Genomic DNA, 18,509 nt, shown 5'->3' on the forward strand with positions numbered 1-18,509 from the left:
ATGGCGTCAGACGACGAGGATCGTGACCGTCGAGCCCTTGGGGGCGGTGCCGCCGCTCGGGCGGGAGGCGCGCACCTCGTCGAGCGGCCCGCCGAGGAAGGTCTGGACCGCGACCTTGAAGCCCGCGGCCTCCAGCTTGGTCGTCGCCGCGGAGCGGCTCAGACCCTCGACCGACGGGACGGCGACCATCTCCGGGCCCTTGGAGACGGTGATCGTCACCGTCTCGCCGGGCAGGAGCGTGCCGCTGCTCGGGGACTGGCTGATGACCGAGCCCTTGGGCACGCTCGTCGAGTAGGCGTCGTCGGCGCGGGTGACCTCGAGCCCGGCCTCCTCGATCGCGCTGGTTGCCGCCTCGGCGCCCTGGCCGGTCACCGTCGGCACGGCCACTGGCTCGGGGCCCTTGGAGACGACGAGGGCGACCTTGGCGTCGCGCTTGACCTCGGTGCCGGGGGCGGGCGTCGTCGAGACGACGCGGCCCTTGGCGACGTCGTCGTCCCAGGCCTGCGTCGTCGCACCGACCGTCAGGGTGCGTCGCTCGAGTGTGGTCCTGGCCTGGGCGGCGGTGCGGCCGGTGAGGTCAGGGACCTCGTAGCGCTCGGGCCCCTTGGACACGACGACGGTGACGTCGGACCCCTTCGACAGCTCGGTGCCGGTCGGCGGGTTGGACGTGATGACCTCGCCCTTGGGCACCTGCTCGTCGAAGGCCGCGGACTCGACGTAGCCCAGGTCGCCGTCCTGCGTGAGGCTGGCCTCCGCGTCGGCGCGGGAGAGGCCGGTGACGTCGGGCACGACGACCGTGCTGCCCGGGCCCTCCTGGGTCCACCACCAGCCACCGCCGGCGGCGACCGCGACGACGAGCAGGAGTGCGACGAGCGCGCGGCGCCACCCCCGCCGGGACGAAGGGGGCTCCGCTGCAGCTGTCGAGGCGCCACCCGCTGCGCCGGTGCCACCCGCGGCACTCGCGGCACTCGCGGCACCGGTGTCGATCGCGCGCGTGCGCTCGGGGCGTGGGTGGGCGACGGTGGCCGCTGCGCCACCCGCCGACCGCCACTGCGGGGACGCCGTGGCCGCGGCTCCTCCGGCGACGACGTGCGGCCGACGGTCGAGCTCCTGGGGTGTCAGCCCGGCGCGCACCCGCTGCAGCTCGGCGAGGTAGGCACCCGCGTCACGCGGGCGCTCGTCGGGGTCGCGCGCGGTGGCCAGGGCGACGAGGTCGTCGAGCTCGCCCGGCAGGTCCTCGACCCGCTCGGAGGGGCGCGGCACCGAGCCGTGGACGTGCTGGAAGGCGACGTGGATCGGCGACTCGCCGTCGATCGCCCGCTGCCCGGTGAGCAGCTCGAAGAGGATCAGCCCGGCGGCGTAGACGTCGCTGCGGGCGTCGGCGATGCCGCGCTCGACCTGCTCGGGGGAGAGGTAGGCGACCGTGCCGAAGAGCACCCCGTCCTCGGCGGTGGTCGTCTGCGAGGTGACGGCCCGGGCCAGGCCGAAGTCGGCGACCTTGATCGCGCCCCGCTCGGGGATGAGGATGTTTTCGGGCTTGACGTCGCGGTGGATGTAGCCGGCCTCGTGGGCGGCCGCCAGGCCGGTGAGCACCGGCTCGAGGACGTCGAGCGCGGCGCGGACGGTGAGCGCGCCCTCGGTGTCGACCACTGCGCGCGCGGTGCGTCCCTCGACGTACTCCATCGCGAGGAAGACCTGACCGCCGTCCTCGCCCTGGTCGAAGACGGGCACGACGTTGGGGTGGCTCAGCCGCGCGGCGGAGCGGGCCTCGCGGCGGAAGCGGGAGACGAAGGTCTCGTCCGCCGCGAGGTCTGGGCGCATGACCTTGAGCGCGACCTCCCGGTCGAGCCGGGTGTCGGTGGCGAGCAGCACCGTGGCCATCCCGCCGTCGGCGAGGTGGCGCAGCACGCGGTAGCGACCGTCGACGAGATCGCCGACGAGCGGGTGCGTGGATGCGGTGGTCACGCCCAAAGTCTAGGTTCGCCCCCTGCGTCAGCCCGTCACATCCGGCTTCGGAGTGCCTTGACGTTGGCGACGTACTGCTTGGTGTCGCCGTACATGCCGTTGCTCTCCACCGAGGCGAGGCCCTGGTAGTAGCCGGCGATGGCCTCGGAGGTCGTGTCGGCCTGCTGGGTGAGGACCTTGAGGAGCAGGACGCCGGCGGTGATGTTGTCGTCGGTGTCGAGCAGGTCGAGATCGCGCCCGGCCATCTGCGAGGCCCACTCGCCGGAGCTCGGGATGACCTGCATCGCGCCGACGGCGTTGGCGACGGAGACCTGACGCTGGTCCCAGCCGGACTCCTGGTAGGAGATCGCCAGGGCCAAGGAGGGGTCGACGCCGTGCTGGCGGGAGATCCGGGTGATCTTGTCCTTGGTCGCGTCGCGGCTGGGCACCGAGCGGGCGGCCAGGGTCGAGCGGTTGCGGTCGGCGGCGTCGACGATGTGGTCGGCGTAGGTGCGACCGGCGAAGGTGTTGTTCTTCTTCGCCGGTCGCGATGCCTTCTTCGCCGGGCTCGAGGAGCCGGCGACCTTGAGCGTGCTGCCCGGGTGGATGAAGTCGCGGGTGCTCAGGTCGTTGAGCTTGGCCAGGCGGGTGACGCTCATGTCGTGGCGGGCGGCGATGCCGGAGGGCGTCTCGCCGGAGCGCACGGTGTGCGACCCCGTCGCGGCGGGTCGGCTCGTGGCCCGCTTGGCGGGCTTGGCGGCGGTGCCGGTGACGCGCAGCTGCTGGCCGGGGTGGATGAAGCCCCGGTCCAGGTTGTTGAGGCTGCGCAGCCGGTCGACGCTCATGCCGTGGCGGGCGGCGATGCCGGAGAGGGTGTCACCGCTGCGGACGGTGTAGCCGCGGGTCGCCCCGGAGCGGGCGGGCTTGGCCGAGGACGAAGGGGAGGACCCGCCCGATGCGCGGCCGGGCACCGTGAGCTTCTGGCCGGGGTGGATGAAGTCGCTCGAGGACAGGCCGTTGCGGGAGAGCAGGGCGGCGGGGGAGACGCGGTAGCGCGCGGCGATGTCGTAGACCGTCTCGCCGGAGCGCACGGTGTGGTGGCGCGACCCTGCGGAGGAGGTGACGTGCGTGGTGGTCTCGGCGGTCAGGTCGATCGCCGGGGCCACGGGGGTGGCCGGGACGGGGACGATGAGCGGAAGGACCAAGGGGGACTCCGATGTTCGGGGCGCAGGGGACGCCCGGTGGCATGGGGTGCGTGTGACTGGTGTGACGTATGTTGATTCGGCATCGACGGTACCGAAGATCTCCTCGGGAGGCCGGATGAACGGCGACGCGCCCCCTTCGCGCGGGATCTCGGGGAGCGGCTGACACACTGTCGGGCGTGGACGAGACCCCTGCGCAGATCGACTGGCTGACCCTCCCCGACGTGGCCGAGAGGCTCGACGTGCGTCTGAGCGACGTGCGCCGGATGCTCGACGAGCGCCAGCTCGTCGCGGTGCGCCGCGGGGAGCGCAAGGTGCTGTCGGTGCCGGTGGACTTCCTCGGCGAGGACGGGCCGCTGCCCGAGCTCGCGGGGACCTTCACCGTGCTGTCGGACAATGCCTTCGACGACGAGGAGATCGTCGAGTGGATGTTTGCCCACGACGAGACCCTGCCCGGCGGGCCGACGCCGATCGCGGCGATCCGTGCCGGCTTCAAGACCGAGGTGCGCCGCCGGGCGATGGAGGAGGCGTAGGCCTCAGGTGCTGCGGGCCGTCGTCGCGTCGATGAGCTCGGCGAGCACCTCACGGGCCTCGCCGCCGACGCCGACCGCCGCGGCGAGGGCCTCGCGGGCGACCTGTGCCCCCGCGGCGATGTCCTGCTCGACACCCTCGAGCGCGCCGGTGACCACCAGCAGCTCACGGAAGGCCTCGACCTCGTCGGTGCCCAGGTCAGGAGCACCGAGCCACTGGTCGATGCGGGTCGTCGTCACGTCGTCGGCGTCGGCGAGGGCCCGGGCGATGAGCACGGTGCGCTTGCCCTCGCGCAGGTCGTCGCCCGCGGGCTTGCCGGTGACCTCGGGGTCGCCGAAGACGCCGAGCACGTCGTCGCGCAGCTGGAAGGCCTCGCCGAGCGCCAGGCCGTAGCGGGAGAGCGCGTCGAGGTCGGCGGCGGAGGCGCCGCCGGCGGTCGCGCCGATGAGCAGCGGGTGCTCGATGGAGTACTTCGCGCTCTTGTAGCGGATCACCTTGCGGGCCCACTCGATGCGCTCGTCGTCGGCGAGGTCGTGCCACGGTCGCATCGAGGTGACGATGTCGAGGAACTGGCCGCCCATGAGCTGGCCGCGCATCCGCTCGAAGACCGGTCGGGCCGCGGCGAGCGACTCGGGTGGCAGGCCGGAGTCGGCGAAGAGGTCGTCGCACCAGCCGAGACAGAGGTTGCCGGCGAGGATCGCGCCGGCGGTGCCGAAGCGCTCGGGGTCGCCGTGCCAGGCGCGCTCGGAGTGCGCGCGGGCGAGGGCCCGGTGCATCGCCGGGGCCCCGCGGCGGGTCTCGCTGTCGTCCATGACGTCGTCGTGGACCAGAGCGGCGGCCTGGAAGAGCTCCATCGCCGCCGCCAGCGCGATCGCGCCCTCGTGGTCGTCGCGGCCGGCGGCCCGCCAGCCCCAGTAGGCGAAGCCGGCCCGCAGCCGCTTGCCGCCCTGCAGCAGGGCCCGGACGGGATCGGTGAGGTCGACGACGTCGGGCCCGATCTCGGCGAGTTCGTCGGCCCAGCGGTCGAGCTCGACGTCGATGCGGGTCTGGACCCGCGAGCGCAGGTCGGCCCGGTCCAACGGGTGCGGCACGTGGGCTCCAGTGACGAAGGGGGCGGTGGTGTCGGTGCTCCGTGGTCGGATCACCGGGTCGTGACCAGCCTACGTCGACCGGGTTGACGGGGTGTCGGCCCCCCGGCGTACTGTGTTCGAACAGGTGTTCGAGCGAAGGGAGTGGTCATGGTCAGGCTCGTCGAGGAGGCCATCGAGGTGCGGGTGGGCGACCCGCGACCGGTCGGTGGTGCGGTCCCCGAGCAGTTCCTCTGGAGGGGGCGGCTCTACCGGGTGACGGAGGTCGTCGACCACTGGCAGGAGCGGCACGCGTGGTGGCGCTCGAGCGAGGGCGCGCTGGCGCAGGTGCCGCTCGCCCGCGAGGTGTGGCGGGTGAGCGCGCAGCGCGGCCGGGCCGGTGCGCCGGGGGTCTACGACCTCGGTGTCGACGGCGAGGGCGCGTCGGGCGGGTCCGCCGGGTGGCAGCTCCTGCGGACCCAGGACTGAGGCGGTCGTCGTGGTGGCCGTCCCCGTCCTGCATCCCGAGCGGCTCGACGCCGCGCTCGACCTGCTCACCGCCGCCGGCGAGAGTCTGTCCGGCGCGCACATGGCCCGCTCGGTCGCCGCCCGCAGCGCCGGCACCCGGGTCGCGGTGCTGCGTGCTGCCGCGGCGGTCCTCACCGTCCGTGACCTGGCCGGCCCACGGGGTCACGGCCCGGTCGACGTGTGGCGCCTGCTGCCGCGGGTCGCGCCCGAGCTGACCGAGTGGGCGGACTTCTTCGCGACCGTCCTGCCCGAAGGGGGCTCCCGCCCCGGCCACGGGGCGTCCGGGCCGATGTCGGTCCGCGAGGTCGACGACCTGCTCCGCCAGGGCGAGGACTTCGTGCGGATCGTCTCCGGCGTGCTCGGCCTGCCCCCGGTCCGGGTCACCGCCGACCTCGTCGCCATCCCCCCTTCGCACGACCTCGAGGACATGCGGCGAAGGGGGGAGGCCGGGTGAGCTTCGCCCACCTGCACGTGGCGTCGGGATTCTCCCTTCGGCACGGCACGACGACACCGGAGGACCTCGTGGCCCGGGCCGCGGAGCTCGGGCAGCCGGCGCTCGCCCTGACCGACCGCGACGGGCTCTACGGGGCGGTGCGCTTCGTCCGGGCCGCGACCGCCGCGGGCATCGCCCCCGTGCTCGGGGTCGATCTCGCCGTCGACGGTGGCGGGCGCGCCCCGGACCGCCGGCGGACCCCGGTGCGCGGGGGAGCCGAGGTCGACCCGAGGCACCCGCGGGTTACCGTCCTCGCCCGCGGGGCGGGTGCCGGGGTGCCGCACGGGGTCGGCTGGGCACGGCTGTGCCGGCTCGTCAGCGAGGTGCACCTCACGGGTGAGCGCGGCGAGGCCGTCGCGACCGCGGCGATGCTCGCCCGGCACGCGGCGGCGCCGGGGCCCGACGAGCCGGCCCCGCTGCTGCTCCTGCTCGGCCCGACCTCCGACGTCGGTGCCGCGCTGCTCGCCCGCCGGCCCGACGTCGCCCGTGAGCGGCTGCGGGCCTGGCAGCGGCTGCTGCCGCCGGGGGCCGTGGCCATCGAGGTCGTCGACCACGGCGGCCCGCCGGGCACGCCCGCGTCGACCGGCCACGCCGCCCACCTGCTCGGGCTCGCCGATGCCTGCGACGTGCCGGCCGTGCTCACCGCCGCCGTGCGGCACCTGCACCCGCATGACGCGGCGACCGCCGACGTCCTCGACGCGACCCGCCGCCTCGTCGTCCTCGACACCCGCCACCTCGACCGGGTGACGACCGCCGGGCACCTCGCCGACGACGCGACGATGGCCGCGCGCGCCGAGCGGGTCGCGGCGGTTCTCGGCGGGGGTGCCGGGGGCTTTGCCTGCGCCAGCCCCCGGCAACGGGCCGCGGCGCTGCTCGACGAGACGGCGCGCACGGCGATGGGGTGCGCGCTCGACGACCGCAAGGACCTCGGCATCGGCCGGGTCCACCTGCCCGAGGCGCACGTGCTCGGGCTGCGCCCCGACGAGGACCCGCAGGCGGTGCTCGCGCAGCGCTGCCGGGCGGCGATCGGCGCGCGCTACCCCGACGCGCCGCCGTCGGTGCTGCGGCAGGTCGAGGAGCGGCTGGCCGACGAGCTCGACGTCGTCGAGGCCCTGGGCTACCCGACCTACTTCCTCACCGTCGCCGAGGTCGTCGACATCATCACCGGCGCCGGGGTGCGGGTCGCCGCCCGTGGTTCCGGGGCCGGCAGCCTGGTCAACCACCTGCTCGGCATCAGTGCCATCGACCCGATCCGGCACGACCTGCTCATGGAGCGCTTCTGCTCGCCGCTGCGGGCCGAGCTGCCCGACATCGACATCGACGTCGAGTCGGCCCGCCGCACCGAGATGTACGAGCTGGTCCTGCAGCGCTTCGGCCGCGACCGGGTGACGTGCGTGTCGATGATGGACACCTACAAGGCGCGGCACGCGATCCGCGACGTCGGCGCCGCGCTCGGGGTGCCACCGGCCGAGGTCGACGAGATCGCCAAGGCCTTCCCGCACATCCGGGCCCGCGACGTGCGCTCGGCGATGGCCGAGCTGCCCGAGCTGCGCACCCGCAGCCTCGACGGGGGGCGGCTCACGACGCTCTTCGACCTCGTCGAGCGGCTCGACGGGCTACCGAGACACATCGCCCTGCACCCGTGTGGGGTGGTGCTCTCCGACGGCGGGCTGCTCGACCGCACCCCGGTCGAGTCGAGCTGGCTGGGCTTCCCGATGAGCCAGTTCGACAAGGACGACGTCGAGGCGCTCGGGTTGCTCAAGCTCGACGTCCTCGGCATCCGGATGCAGTCGGCGATGGCGCACGCCGTCGGTGAGGTCGAGCGGGTCACGGGGGAGCGGGTCGACCTCGACGACCGGTCCGACGTGCCGCTCGACGACCCGGCGACCTTCGCGATGATCCGCACGACCCGCACGCTCGGGTGCTTCCAGATCGAGAGCCCGGGGCAGCGCGAGCTCATCGGCAAGCTCGCGCCGACCGTCTTCGACGACCTGATCATCGACATCTCGCTCTTCCGCCCCGGCCCGGTGAAGTCCGACATGATCCGACCCTTCCTCGAGGCCCGGCACGGGTGGAGCCGGCCGCAGTTCCTCCACGACCGGCTCGTGCCCGCGCTCGCCGAGACCGAGGGGGTCGTCGTCTTCCACGAGCAGATGCTGCGGATCATCGCCGAGACGACCGGGGCGACCCTCGCCCAGGCCGACGAGGTGCGGCGCACGATGGGCAGTCCCGACGGGCAGGCACGCATCGAGGCGTGGTGGCGCCCGGCTGCGGCCGCGCGCGGGTACCCGCCGGAGGACGTCGACCGCATCTGGGCGGTGCTCGCGGCCTTCGCGTCCTTCGGCTTCTGCAAGGCGCACGCGGCGGCCTTCGCCATGCCGACCTACCAGTCGGCCTGGCTCAAGGCGCACCACCCGGCGGCCTTCCTCGCCGGCGTGCTCACCCACGACCCGGGCATGTACCCCAAGCGGCTGCTCCTCGAGGAGGCCCGCTCGCTCGGCGTGACGATCCTCGGCGTCGACGTCAACGCGAGCACGGGGGAGTACCGCGTCGAGCGCGCCCCCGTCCCCGGCCCCCGACCGGACGACCCCGACCTGCCCGACGGGTCGACGTGGGCGATCCGGCTCTCGCTGGCCGACGTCAAGGGCATGAGCGAAGGGGAGATCGCCCGCGTCGTCGCCGGGGCCCCCTTCGACTCGCTCACCGACTTCTGGCAGCGGGCCCGGGTGAGCCGGCCGGTCGTCGAGCGGCTCGTCCTCGTCGGGGCCTTCGACTCCGTCCACGGCACCGGCGCCGACCGCGGTGGGCCGGGGCTCGGCCACCGGGGGCGGCTGACCCGACGCGACCTGCTGCTCCATGTCGCCGAGCTCGACCGGTGGTCCCGGGCGGCGACCGGGCGCTCGCGGGGGCGGAGTGCTGGTGGCCGGGGCACCCGGACCCGGGCGATCGAGGCGCCGGCCTGGGCCGCGGGGCGACCCGGGGCGCAGCAGGTGCGTACGAGCACGACGCCGACCCCGGTCGCGAGCCAGCTGACCCTCGACCTCGGCGACTCCCCGGAGCTCGGAGAGGGCGTCGGCCTGCCCGAGATGAGCGTGCCCGACCAGGTGGGTGCCGAGCTGGAGATCCTCGGGCTTGACGCCTCGCGGCACGTCATGGACTTCTACGCGCCGATGCTCGAGGCGCTCGGGGTGACTCGCAGCGCCGACCTGCTCTCGGTGCGCAGTGGTGCCCAGATCCTCGCCGCGGGGGTCAAGGTCGCGACCCAGACCCCACCGATCCGCTCCGGGCGCCGGGTCGTCTTCCTCACCGTCGACGACGCGACCGGGCCGGTCGACGCGACCTTCTTCGAGGACGTCCAGGGGCCCTATGCGGCGACGATCTTCCACTCCTGGCTGCTCCTCGTGCGCGGCACGATCCGCCGGGCCGGCCCGCGCGGGGTCTCGGTGCTCGCCTCCGGCGCGTGGGAGCTGTCGACGCTGTGGGAGGCCTGGCAGCGCGGCGGCATCTCGGCCGTCCACGCCGCTCTCGACGAGGCCGACGAGCTCGCCCGCGCCCGCGATGCCGCGCACCAGCAGCCCGAGGGGCACCGGGTGCTCGTCCATGCGTCGGGCTTCCGGCAGTCGCCGTGGGCCGACACCCGCCCTGCCGGCACCGGCGTCGAGCCCCCGCGCAAGCTGTGGCACTCCTCGCCCGGCAGCTCCGGGCACTGAGGGTGTAGACCGGCCGGGGCAGCCCCCTTCGCCCTGGGTCGAGGTATCCCCGACCGGATAGTCGGTTGTCTTGTGAAGGGACCTATCGGACAGTGTGTGAAGACACTTGTCTGACAGTCAGGGGCGTGCTGTGACTCGAACGTAGTGGCGTTCGCCCTTGGGTGTCTCGATCTTTGCGGGATCGAGTCTGATGTGGGCCAGGAGCCGGTTGTCGTGGAAGAGGACCGCGTGGTCCTGGTCGACGAGGTACTGCAGTTTGGCTCGAGCCCAAGCGACTCCCAGGGCCACGCGTGCTCCGGGCAGGTCGAAGTAGCCGGCCGGGCTCAGGGTGACCTCGCGGATGAACTGACGCTGCGTGAGCTCGCTGGCGTCGGCAACGGCCTTGTCGCTGCTCGCGTAGCGGCTGGCCGGGGTGACCCCACCGATGCCTTGGTGAGGGCGCTGGGTGTTGAACAGCACGTCGTAGGCGTCCAACAGCTGCTGCAACTGGGGCAAGTCAGCCGCGGTGGGCCGAGCAGCGAGCCACTGGTCCAGGGTGCGCCACTCACGTTCCTTCTTGCCGTTGGTCTGGGGATGCCCCGGGCTGGAGTTGATCATGCCGACCCCGATGCGGTGCAGCTTGGACTCGAATGTGGAGTACCCGCCACCACGGGTCAGGCGAGCGGTGAACGCGGAGCCGTTGTCGCACTGGATGAACGCCGGCTTGCCGTGACGGTCCATGGCCTGCAGCAAGCACGTCCACGTGTCCTGACCGTTTTCGCTGGGCGCGGCCAGCGAGCCCATCAGCATCCTGGAGTGGTCGTCCTGGAACCGCAGCACGACTGCCGAGCCCTCGACGAGCTCGACCCCGTGCCCGTCGAGCTGCCAGACCCCGTTGGGGTGCATCGCTTCGAACCGTCGATAGCTGGACTTGGGCCGTTTCGACGGTGTGGGCGTGGTGCGGCCGTGATCGCGCAGGATCTTGTGACAGGTGCGCGCCGAGGGCGCCTGCACGCCCTGACTCGTCAGCCAGTCGTGCACGGACTGCGCGCCGCCGTCCCAACCCTGCTCGACCAACTCGTCGTGCTTGGCCACCACCACGGCCACCACGTCAGCAGGGGTTGCCCTGGGAGAGTTGCGCGGGCGCGTGGAACGGGGAACAAGCCCTTCCACCCCTTCCTGCAGCATCCGCCGTCGATACCGGTAGTACGTATCCCGAGAGATCCCGTACTCCCGACAGATCTGCGTCACCGAAGCCCCAGAGACCTCCTCCAAGACCACCTGGGCGCCAATGGCCAACCGTGCCTCCACCGAGACCGCCTTCGTGCTCATGCAGCCGATCATCCGGCCACCGACCGAGCCCCAAGGACTGTCAGCGATGTCCCTTCACATGTCTGTCAGAAAGGTCCCTTCAAAACACAACCGGATAGTCGGTCGCAGGTACCTCGACCCCGAGCGGGGAGGCGCAGCGGGTGTTGGTGGCGACCTGTACTTGAATGTCCACATGGATGACTTGGCGCTGATCACGGTCCTGGACCTCGAGCGCGAGCTGCAGTCGCCACAGACGCGGGCCGATGCCGGGCGTCTGCGCGACCTCATCGCCCCGGACTTCGAGGAGGTCGGGGCGTCTGGTCGGGTCTGGGACCGCGACTCGATCCTTGCGATGCTCGAGTCGGAGTCCGCGGACCCCGACTCGTCGACCATCGAGATCGACGACCTGCGAGCCCGGGTCATCGCACCGAGCGTCATCCGGGTCTCGTGGACGTCGGCCCAGGGGGAGCGCCGCGCGCGACGCACGTCGATCTGGTGCGAACGGGATGGAGGCTGGCGCCAGGTCCATCACCAGGGGACCCTCCTCACCTGACGGTGGATCGAGGTATCCCCGACCGGATAGTCGGTTGTGTTTTGAAGGGACCTTTCTGACAGACATGTGAAGGGACATCGCTGACAGTCCTTGGGGCTCGGTCGGTGGCCGGATGATCGGCTGCATGAGCACGAAGGCGGTCTCGGTGGAGGCACGGTTGGCCATTGGCGCCCAGGTGGTCTTGGAGGAGGTCTCTGGGGCTTCGGTGACGCAGATCTGTCGGGAGTACGGGATCTCTCGGGATACGTACTACCGGTATCGACGGCGGATGCTGCAGGAAGGGGTGGAAGGGCTTGTTCCCCGTTCCACGCGCCCGCGCAACTCTCCCAGGGCAACCCCTGCTGACGTGGTGGCCGTGGTGGTGGCCAAGCACGACGAGTTGGTCGAGCAGGGTTGGGACGGCGGCGCGCAGTCCGTGCACGACTGGCTGACGAGTCAGGGCGTGCAGGCGCCCTCGGCGCGCACCTGTCACAAGATCCTGCGCGATCACGGCCGCACCACGCCCACACCGTCGAAACGGCCCAAGTCCAGCTATCGACGGTTCGAAGCGATGCACCCCAACGGGGTCTGGCAGCTCGACGGGCACGGGGTCGAGCTCGTCGAGGGCTCGGCAGTCGTGCTGCGGTTCCAGGACGACCACTCCAGGATGCTGATGGGCTCGCTGGCCGCGCCCAGCGAAAACGGTCAGGACACGTGGACGTGCTTGCTGCAGGCCATGGACCGTCACGGCAAGCCGGCGTTCATCCAGTGCGACAACGGCTCCGCGTTCACCGCTCGCCTGACCCGTGGTGGCGGGTACTCCACATTCGAGTCCAAGCTGCACCGCATCGGGGTCGGCATGATCAACTCCAGCCCGGGGCATCCCCAGACCAACGGCAAGAAGGAACGTGAGTGGCGCACCCTGGACCAGTGGCTCGCTGCTCGGCCCACCGCGGCTGACTTGCCCCAGTTGCAGCAGCTGTTGGACGCCTACGACGTGCTGTTCAACACCCAGCGCCCTCACCAAGGCATCGGTGGGGTCACCCCGGCCAGCCGCTACGCGAGCAGCGACAAGGCCGTTGCCGACGCCAGCGAGCTCACGCAGCGTCAGTTCATCCGCGAGGTCACCCTGAGCCCGGCCGGCTACTTCGACCTGCCCGGAGCACGCGTGGCCCTGGGAGTCGCTTGGGCTCGAGCCAAACTGCAGTACCTCGTCGACCAGGACCACGCGGTCCTCTTCCACGACAACCGGCTCCTGGCCCACATCAGACTCGATCCCGCAAAGATCGAGACACCCAAGGGCGAACGCCACTACGTTCGAGTCACAGCACGCCCCTGACTGTCAGACAAGTGTCTTCACACACTGTCCGATAGGTCCCTTCACAAGACAACCGGATAGTCGGTCGCAGGTACCTCGACCCGGAGCGGGGAGGCCGAAGGGGGTGTCGGGGGCGGCGACTAGGGTTGGGGCCATGAGTGAGGAGCGTGCGTGGCGACGTGGCGGCAGCGGAGTCGAGGGCAATGTCCGGACGGCAGCCGTGTGGTCCCAGGTCCGTGCCCTGAGCGAGTCGCGCCAGCGTGAGCTCTCGCGGCCGCTGCGTGTCCTCGACCTCGGCGGTGGCACCGGCGGCCTGGCCGTCGCGCTCGCCGAGCAGGGGCACACCGTCACCGTCGTCGACCCGAGCCCCGACGCCCTCGCCTCGCTGAGCCGCCGGGTCGCCGAGTCCGACGCCGCCTCCCGCATCAGCGCCGTCCAGGGCGATGCCGACACCCTCGCCGGCACGGTCGAGCCCGGCAGCATCGACCTGCTGTGCTGCCACGGCACCCTCGAGTACGTCGAGGACCCCACCGCCACGCTGGCCCGCATCGCCGAGGTCCTCGCCCCCGGGGGCCACCTCTCCCTCGTGACCGCCCAGCGCGTCGCCGCCGTCATCGCGCGGGCCATCGCCGGGCGTTTCGACCAGGCCAAGGAGGCGCTCACGAGCGCCGACGGCCGCTGGGGCGACGACGACCCGATCCCGCGCCGCTTCGACCGCGACGAGCTCGCCGAGATGCTCACTCGTGCTGGCTTCAGCACCCTCGAGGCCCGGGGCGTGCGGATCTTCAGCGACCTCGTCCCGAGCGCCTTCGTCGACTCCGACGCCGAGCGGGCGGCCCTGCTCGAGCTCGAGGAGATCGCTGCCGCCGACGAGGGCCGCACCGGGCTGTCCGGGCTGGGCGCGGCAGTCCACCTCGTCGCCCGCCGCGATTGAGGCCCCGATGAGCCGGCGTCAGTACCGGCCCCCACCGCGGGTCGGCCACGGCCCCCCGGACGACACCGGGTGCACGATCCTGCACGTCGACATGGACGCCTTCTACGCGTCCGCCTCCCTGATCGCCCACCCCGAGCTCGTCGGCACTCCGGTGATCATCGGTGGGGGCAACCGCGGGGTCGTCCTCTCGGCGACCTACGAGGCGCGCGCCTTCGGGGTCACCTCGGCGATGCCGATGGGCCGCGCCCGGAGGCTGTGCCCGCAGGCGACCGTCCTGCCGCCCGAGCACGAGCTCTACTCGCGCATCTCCTCGGCGGTCATGGCGACCTTCGCCGACATCACCCCCTTCGTCGAGCCGTTGAGCAGCGACGAGGCCTTCCTCGACGTCGCCGGTGCCGTGCGCCTCATGGGCTCACCCGCGACGATCGCCCAGCGCATCCGCGACACCGTCGCCGACGAGCAGGGCATCACCTGCTCGGTGGGTGTCGCGAGCACGAAGTTCGTCGCCAAGCTCGCCTCCGGCCTGGCCAAGCCCGACGGGCTCCTCGTCATCCCGGCAGACGAGGTGGTCACCTTCGTCCAGCAGCTGCCCGTCGGAGCCCTCTGGGGTGTCGGGGACAAGACCGAGGAGGCGCTCTCCCGCCTCGGCCTGCGCACCGTGGCCGACATCGCGCACACCCCGCGGCAGACCCTGATCCGCGCCCTCGGCGAGGCCACCGGCAGCCACCTGCACGATCTCGCCTGGGGCCGCGACCCGCGGTCCGTCGAGCCGGTCCGCCGCGAGCGCTCCATCGGCAACGAACGCACCTTCGACCACGACGTCGACGACCCCGACGTCGTCCACCGCACCCTGCTGGCCCTGAGCGACAAGGTCGCCTCGCGGCTGCGGTCCGCCGGTCTCGTCGGGCGCACGGTGAGCATCAAGGTGCGCTTCGCCGACTTCACGACGATCTCGCGGTCACGCTCCCTTCGCGATGCCACCGACGTCTCTCGCGACATCGCGGCGCTGGCCCGTGAGCTCTACGACGCCCTCGGCCTGCAGCGCGCCCGGGTCCGTCTGGTCGGGGTGCGCGTCGAGCAGCTCTCCGAGGCCTCCTCGACGCCGGTCCAGGTGGCGCTCGACGAGCCGGAGCACGGGTGGCGCGACGCCGATCGGGCGGTCGACCGGGCGAGCGCCCGCTTCGGTGCGGGCAGTGTCCGCCCGGCGAGCCTGATCTCCGATCGAGGTCGACGGGAGCGCCCACCTACCGCAGGGCGCTGAGGCGACCTATCATGAGGAGACCACGGCGGCGAGCCCGCCGTGTGCACCCCGCGGGCAGAGAGCCCGCCCGACAACAGGCTTGGTCAGGAGGTCACCGTGGCGCTGTCGGAGCGCGAGCGGCAGATGCTCGAGGAGATGGAAGAGGCCATCCGGGCCGAGGACCCTCGCTTCGCCTCGCAGATGAACGGCGTGCGTGCCCCCGGGGGAGACCGCCGCCGCATGGCCCTGGGCATCGTCGGTGCCCTCGCGGGCCTCGGGCTGGTCCTGCTCGGCATCAACACGAGCATCTGGGTCGGCGTCGCCGGCTTCGCCCTCATCGTCGCCTCGGTGGCCCTCGCCCTGACCCCCGGTCGTTCCGGTGACGGTGCGGGTCTGGGGGTCGTCGGCTCCGACGGGTCCGTCCGCAGCGCCCGCACCCCACGGTCGAAGGGAGCATCCCGCCCGGGCAAGGGGCGCTCGCCCAAGAGCAAGCACCAGGGCAGCTTCATGCAGCGCATGGAGGCGCGCTGGGAGGAGCGGCGCCAGCAGGGGCAGGGCTGGTAGGTCCCGCCGAAGGCCACCTCGACCAGCGAGGGGTCAGTGGGCGAGGATCCCGCCGACCCAGACGACGGCGATGAGCGCGGCGGCCGACAACTCGATCCCCATGCTGTGCAGCACCCCGCGCAGGGCCGACTTCGTCGCCTGCCAGGAGCGGTCGAGGTCACGGAAGCGCACGTACTCCGCCGCGAAGATCCCCGCGACGAAGCCGATGGGCAGGCCGATGCCGGGGATGACGAAGAGCCCGATGATCGCGCCGACGACGCCGAGAGCCAGAGTCATGCCGCCGACGCCCTCGCGCTTCATCCGGCGGCCCGGGATGAGGAACTGCAGCAGCAGGGTCACGGCGTAGATCGCCGCGACGACGGCGAAGGTCACCCACGCGGTTGTTCCACCGGTGTAGCCGGCCCAGACGAGCACGCCCGCGACGCACAGGAGCAGCCCGGGCAGCACGGGGATGACGATGCCGAGGACACCCACGACGAAGAAGAGGATGCCGATCGCAAGGGCGATCGACGTGGGGTCGTGGGTGGCCTCGGCAGCCAGGGAGAGCACGGCCGGGGGGCGCTCAGCGCTCGTCGACGGGGGCCGACGCGGGGGTGCTCTCGTCGAGACGGGCGGTCTCGTCCTCGATGTCGGCGAGGTCCTTCAGTGCCGGGAGGTGCTCACGCCCGTGGTGGGCGCAGAAGAGCAGCTCGCCGCCCGCGTGGAGGCGGGCGCGCACGTAGGCCTTGGCTCCGCAGCGGTCGCAGCGGTCGGCTGCGGTCAAGGGGCTGGCCAGAGTCGCGTTCACGTGTGCCTCATTTCCTGCAGTGTTGCGTGGACGTCTCGGTCAACAGTCAAACACGCGAAAGCCTTCCCGTCCCGCACCCGTTCCGCGCGGCGTGATCGAGGGCACACCGTCACGGCGCCACCGGCGGTGCCTCCCGGGCGTCGTCGGTGCTGCGGTCTACCCTGCGAGGAGCCCACTGACCCGACGACGCAAGGACGGCCCCCTTCGTGCCTCCGGCAGCCACCACCGCGAAGAAGACCGCGAGCAGCAAGTCCGCCCAGGACTACACCGCGCACCACCTGCAGGTGCTCGAGGGCCTCGAGGCCGTGCGCAAGCGGCCCGGTATGTACATCGGGTCCACCGACCAGCGCGGCCTCATGCACTGCATGTGGGAGATCATCGACAACGCCGTCGACGAGGCCCTGGGCGGCCATGGCGACCGGATCGAGATCGTGCTGCACGCCGACGGGTCGGTCGAGGTCCGCGACAACGGCCGCGGCATCCCGGTCGACATCGAGCCGCGCACCGGCCTGACGGGAGTCGAGGTCGTCTACACCAAGCTGCACGCCGGCGGGAAGTTCGGCGGTGGCTCCTACACCGCCTCCGGTGGTCTCCACGGTGTCGGCGCCTCCGTGGTCAATGCGCTCTCCTCGCGCCTGGACGTCGAGGTCGACCGCGGCGGCAAGACCTATGCGATGAGCTTCCGTCGCGGCGAGCCCGGCACCTTCTCCGACAATGCCGGGGCGAAGGGGGCGAAGTCGCCGGACCACGACTTCGTCCCCTACGACAAGGGCAGCGAGCTCGAGGTCGTCGGCAAGGCCAAGCGCGGTGTCACCGGCACCCGGGTGCGCTACTGGGCCGACCCGCAGATCTTCCTCAAGGGCGCGGCCATCGACCGCGAGGCGCTCGCGGCGCGGGCCCGCCAGACCTCCTTCCTCGTCCCCGGCCTGACCCTCGTCGTGCGTGACGAGCGGGGCGACGAGCCGCTCGAGGAGGTCTTCCACCACGACGGTGGCATCAGCGAGTTCGTCGACTTCCTCGCGCCGGACGCGGCGGTGACCGACGTCTGGCGGCTGGAGGGCACCGGCACCTTCACCGAGACGGTGCCGGTCCTCGACGACAAGGGCCACATGACCCCGACAGAGGTCGAGCGAGAGTGCGGTGTCGACATCGCGCTGCGCTGGGGGACCGGCTACGACGCCAAGCTCTCCTCCTTCGTCAACATCATCGCCACGCCCAAGGGCGGCACCCACGTGGCCGGCTTCGAGCAGGCCCTGCTCAAGGTCTTCCGCAAGCAGCTCGAGGTCAACGCCCGCAAGCTCAAGGTCGGCAACGACAAGGTCGACAAGGACGACGTCCTCGCCGGGATGACCGCCGTGGTCACCGTGCGCCTGGCCGAGCCGCAGTTCGAGGGCCAGACCAAGGAGGTGCTCGGCACCAACGCCGTGCGCCAGATCGTCTCCAAGGTCGTCGAGACCGAGCTGACCTCGCAGCTGACGTCGACCAAGCGCGGCGACAAGCAGATGGCGACCCAGCTCCTCGAAAAGGTCGTCGCCGAGATGAAGTCGCGCATCTCCGCGCGGCTGCACAAGGAGACCCAGCGCCGCAAGAACGCGCTGGAGACCTCGTCGTTGCCGCCGAAGCTGCGCGACTGCCGCAGCAGCGACGTCGAGGCCACCGAGCTCTTCATCGTCGAGGGTGACTCGGCCATGGGCACGGCCAAGGAGGCGCGCAACAGCGAGTTCCAGGCGCTGCTGCCCATCCGTGGCAAGATCCTCAACGTGCAGAAGGCCGCGGTCGGCGACATGCTCAAGAACGCCGAGTGTGCCTCGATCATCCAGGTCATCGGCGCCGGGTCCGGGCGCAGCTTCGACCTGGACGCGGCCCGCTACGGCAAGGTCATCATCATGACCGACGCTGACGTCGACGGCGCGCACATCCGCACCCTGCTGCTCACCCTCTTCTTCCGCTACATGCGTCCGCTCGTCGAGGCCGGCAAGGTCTTTGCCGCGGTCCCGCCGCTGCACCGCATCGAGGTGGTCAACCCCGGTTCGAAGAAGAACGAGCTGATCTACACCTACTCCGAGGCGGAGATGCGCAAACGGCTGTCGTCGCTCAGCTCGCGCGGCAAGAACATCAAGCAGCCGATCCAGCGCTACAAGGGTCTGGGCGAGATGGACGCCGACCAGCTCGCCGAGACGACGATGGACCCGCGCCACCGGATGCTGCGCCGGGTGACGACCGAGGACCTCGAGATCGCCGAGCACGTCTTCGAGCTGCTCATGGGCAAGGACGTCGACCCCCGGCGCGACTTCATCGTCTCCTCGGCCGACCAGCTCGACCGGGAGCGCATCGACGCCTGAGGCCGGGCTGCTCCGGCACGACGCGCC

16 protein-coding genes are annotated in these 18,509 nt (G+C 71.9%); 10 read left to right on the forward strand and 6 right to left on the reverse strand.

Annotated elements, in window-relative coordinates:
- Window positions 1-6: 6 nt before the first annotated feature.
- Both pknB and NYE39_RS01130 read right to left on the reverse strand, forming a co-directional pair.
- Window positions 7-1,965 (reverse strand): Stk1 family PASTA domain-containing Ser/Thr kinase, encoded by a 1,959-nt coding sequence (pknB, locus tag NYE39_RS01125; protein WP_341011650.1) that lies wholly within the window; start codon window positions 1,963-1,965, stop codon window positions 7-9.
- A gap of 35 nt (window positions 1,966-2,000) precedes the next feature.
- Window positions 2,001-3,149, reverse strand: a complete 1,149-nt coding sequence (locus tag NYE39_RS01130) for a LysM peptidoglycan-binding domain-containing protein (RefSeq protein WP_341011651.1) — start codon at window positions 3,147-3,149, stop codon at window positions 2,001-2,003.
- Window positions 3,150-3,325: 176 nt separating this feature from the next.
- On the opposite strand from NYE39_RS01130, the gene NYE39_RS01135 reads away from it, so the two are divergent.
- Complete coding sequence (locus NYE39_RS01135; RefSeq protein ID WP_084450456.1) at window positions 3,326-3,679, forward strand: Rv2175c family DNA-binding protein; 354 nt, start codon at window positions 3,326-3,328, stop codon at window positions 3,677-3,679.
- A 3-nt stretch (window positions 3,680-3,682) separates the two neighbouring features.
- On the opposite strand, the gene NYE39_RS01140 is transcribed toward NYE39_RS01135, so the two are convergent.
- Window positions 3,683-4,822, reverse strand: a complete 1,140-nt coding sequence (locus NYE39_RS01140) for a polyprenyl synthetase family protein (RefSeq protein ID WP_341011652.1) — start codon at window positions 4,820-4,822, stop codon at window positions 3,683-3,685.
- Between the two features lie 93 nt (window positions 4,823-4,915).
- Between NYE39_RS01140 and NYE39_RS01145 the strand changes: the two genes are divergently transcribed.
- The 3 genes from NYE39_RS01145 to NYE39_RS01155 are packed head-to-tail and all read left to right on the forward strand — an operon-like array spanning window position 4,916 to window position 9,475.
- Window positions 4,916-5,233: a DUF6504 family protein gene (locus NYE39_RS01145; RefSeq protein ID WP_341011653.1), complete on the forward strand. Its 318-nt coding sequence runs from the start codon at window positions 4,916-4,918 to the stop codon at window positions 5,231-5,233.
- Between the two features lie 13 nt (window positions 5,234-5,246).
- A complete protein-coding gene (locus NYE39_RS01150) occupies window positions 5,247-5,726 on the forward strand; it encodes an SAV_6107 family HEPN domain-containing protein (protein WP_143445475.1) in 480 nt (159 codons plus the stop codon).
- Window positions 5,723-9,475 (forward strand): DNA polymerase III subunit alpha, encoded by a 3,753-nt coding sequence (locus NYE39_RS01155; protein WP_341011654.1) that lies wholly within the window; start codon window positions 5,723-5,725, stop codon window positions 9,473-9,475. Before NYE39_RS01150 ends, NYE39_RS01155 begins: the two co-directional genes overlap by 4 nt.
- Window positions 9,476-9,592: 117 nt before the next feature.
- Here the strand turns inward: NYE39_RS01155 and NYE39_RS01160 are convergent, their stop codons facing one another.
- Window positions 9,593-10,786, reverse strand: coding sequence for an integrase core domain-containing protein (locus NYE39_RS01160; RefSeq protein WP_192911330.1), 1,194 nt, complete (start codon window positions 10,784-10,786; stop codon window positions 9,593-9,595).
- 172 nt (window positions 10,787-10,958) lie between these two features.
- On the opposite strand from NYE39_RS01160, the gene NYE39_RS01165 reads away from it, so the two are divergent.
- The 5 genes from NYE39_RS01165 to NYE39_RS01185 all read left to right on the forward strand — a co-directional run bounded on the left by NYE39_RS01165 (window position 10,959) and on the right by NYE39_RS01185 (window position 15,353).
- Window positions 10,959-11,318: a nuclear transport factor 2 family protein gene (locus NYE39_RS01165; protein WP_341011655.1), complete on the forward strand. Its 360-nt coding sequence runs from the start codon at window positions 10,959-10,961 to the stop codon at window positions 11,316-11,318.
- 124 nt (window positions 11,319-11,442) lie between these two features.
- Window positions 11,443-12,636 (forward strand): integrase core domain-containing protein, encoded by a 1,194-nt coding sequence (locus tag NYE39_RS01170; RefSeq protein ID WP_192911330.1) that lies wholly within the window; start codon window positions 11,443-11,445, stop codon window positions 12,634-12,636.
- A gap of 133 nt (window positions 12,637-12,769) precedes the next feature.
- A complete protein-coding gene (locus NYE39_RS01175) occupies window positions 12,770-13,549 on the forward strand; it encodes a class I SAM-dependent methyltransferase (protein ID WP_072624434.1) in 780 nt (259 codons plus the stop codon).
- A gap of 7 nt (window positions 13,550-13,556) precedes the next feature.
- Window positions 13,557-14,810 carry a DNA polymerase IV gene (dinB, locus tag NYE39_RS01180; protein ID WP_072624435.1) on the forward strand — a complete coding sequence of 418 codons (1,254 nt, stop codon included), beginning with the start codon at window positions 13,557-13,559 and terminating at the stop codon, window positions 14,808-14,810.
- 96 nt (window positions 14,811-14,906) lie between these two features.
- Window positions 14,907-15,353 carry a DUF3040 domain-containing protein gene (locus tag NYE39_RS01185; RefSeq protein ID WP_072624436.1) on the forward strand — a complete coding sequence of 149 codons (447 nt, stop codon included), beginning with the start codon at window positions 14,907-14,909 and terminating at the stop codon, window positions 15,351-15,353.
- Between the two features lie 33 nt (window positions 15,354-15,386).
- Here the strand turns inward: NYE39_RS01185 and NYE39_RS01190 are convergent, their stop codons facing one another.
- Both NYE39_RS01190 and NYE39_RS01195 read right to left on the reverse strand, forming a co-directional pair.
- Window positions 15,387-15,902: a DUF456 domain-containing protein gene (locus tag NYE39_RS01190; RefSeq protein WP_083546068.1), complete on the reverse strand. Its 516-nt coding sequence runs from the start codon at window positions 15,900-15,902 to the stop codon at window positions 15,387-15,389.
- Between the two features lie 13 nt (window positions 15,903-15,915).
- A complete protein-coding gene (locus NYE39_RS01195; protein ID WP_072624437.1) occupies window positions 15,916-16,140 on the reverse strand; it encodes a DUF7455 domain-containing protein in 225 nt (74 codons plus the stop codon).
- 206 nt (window positions 16,141-16,346) lie between these two features.
- Between NYE39_RS01195 and NYE39_RS01200 the strand changes: the two genes are divergently transcribed.
- Window positions 16,347-18,482 carry a DNA gyrase/topoisomerase IV subunit B gene (locus NYE39_RS01200; RefSeq protein ID WP_072624438.1) on the forward strand — a complete coding sequence of 712 codons (2,136 nt, stop codon included), beginning with the start codon at window positions 16,347-16,349 and terminating at the stop codon, window positions 18,480-18,482.
- The last annotated feature ends 27 nt before the right edge of the window (window positions 18,483-18,509 follow it).

The sequence above is a fragment of the Janibacter sp. FSL W8-0316 genome (genome assembly GCF_038004165.1).
GTDB classification, from domain to species: Bacteria; Actinomycetota; Actinomycetes; order Actinomycetales; family Dermatophilaceae; genus Janibacter; species Janibacter indicus.

Excerpts from the sequence above, each read along its gene's own strand:
- NYE39_RS01165 (WP_341011655.1), top strand. The coding sequence starts at position 10,959 with ATGGATGACTTGGCGCTGATCACGGTCCTGGACCTCGAGCGCGAGCTG.
- NYE39_RS01145 (WP_341011653.1), top strand. The coding sequence starts at position 4,916 with ATGGTCAGGCTCGTCGAGGAGGCCATCGAGGTGCGGGTGGGCGACCCG.
- NYE39_RS01160 (WP_192911330.1), bottom strand. The coding sequence starts at position 10,786 with ATGAGCACGAAGGCGGTCTCGGTGGAGGCACGGTTGGCCATTGGCGCC.
- NYE39_RS01175 (WP_072624434.1), top strand. The coding sequence starts at position 12,770 with ATGAGTGAGGAGCGTGCGTGGCGACGTGGCGGCAGCGGAGTCGAGGGC.
- NYE39_RS01170 (WP_192911330.1), top strand. The coding sequence starts at position 11,443 with ATGAGCACGAAGGCGGTCTCGGTGGAGGCACGGTTGGCCATTGGCGCC.
- dinB (WP_072624435.1), top strand. The coding sequence starts at position 13,557 with ATGAGCCGGCGTCAGTACCGGCCCCCACCGCGGGTCGGCCACGGCCCC.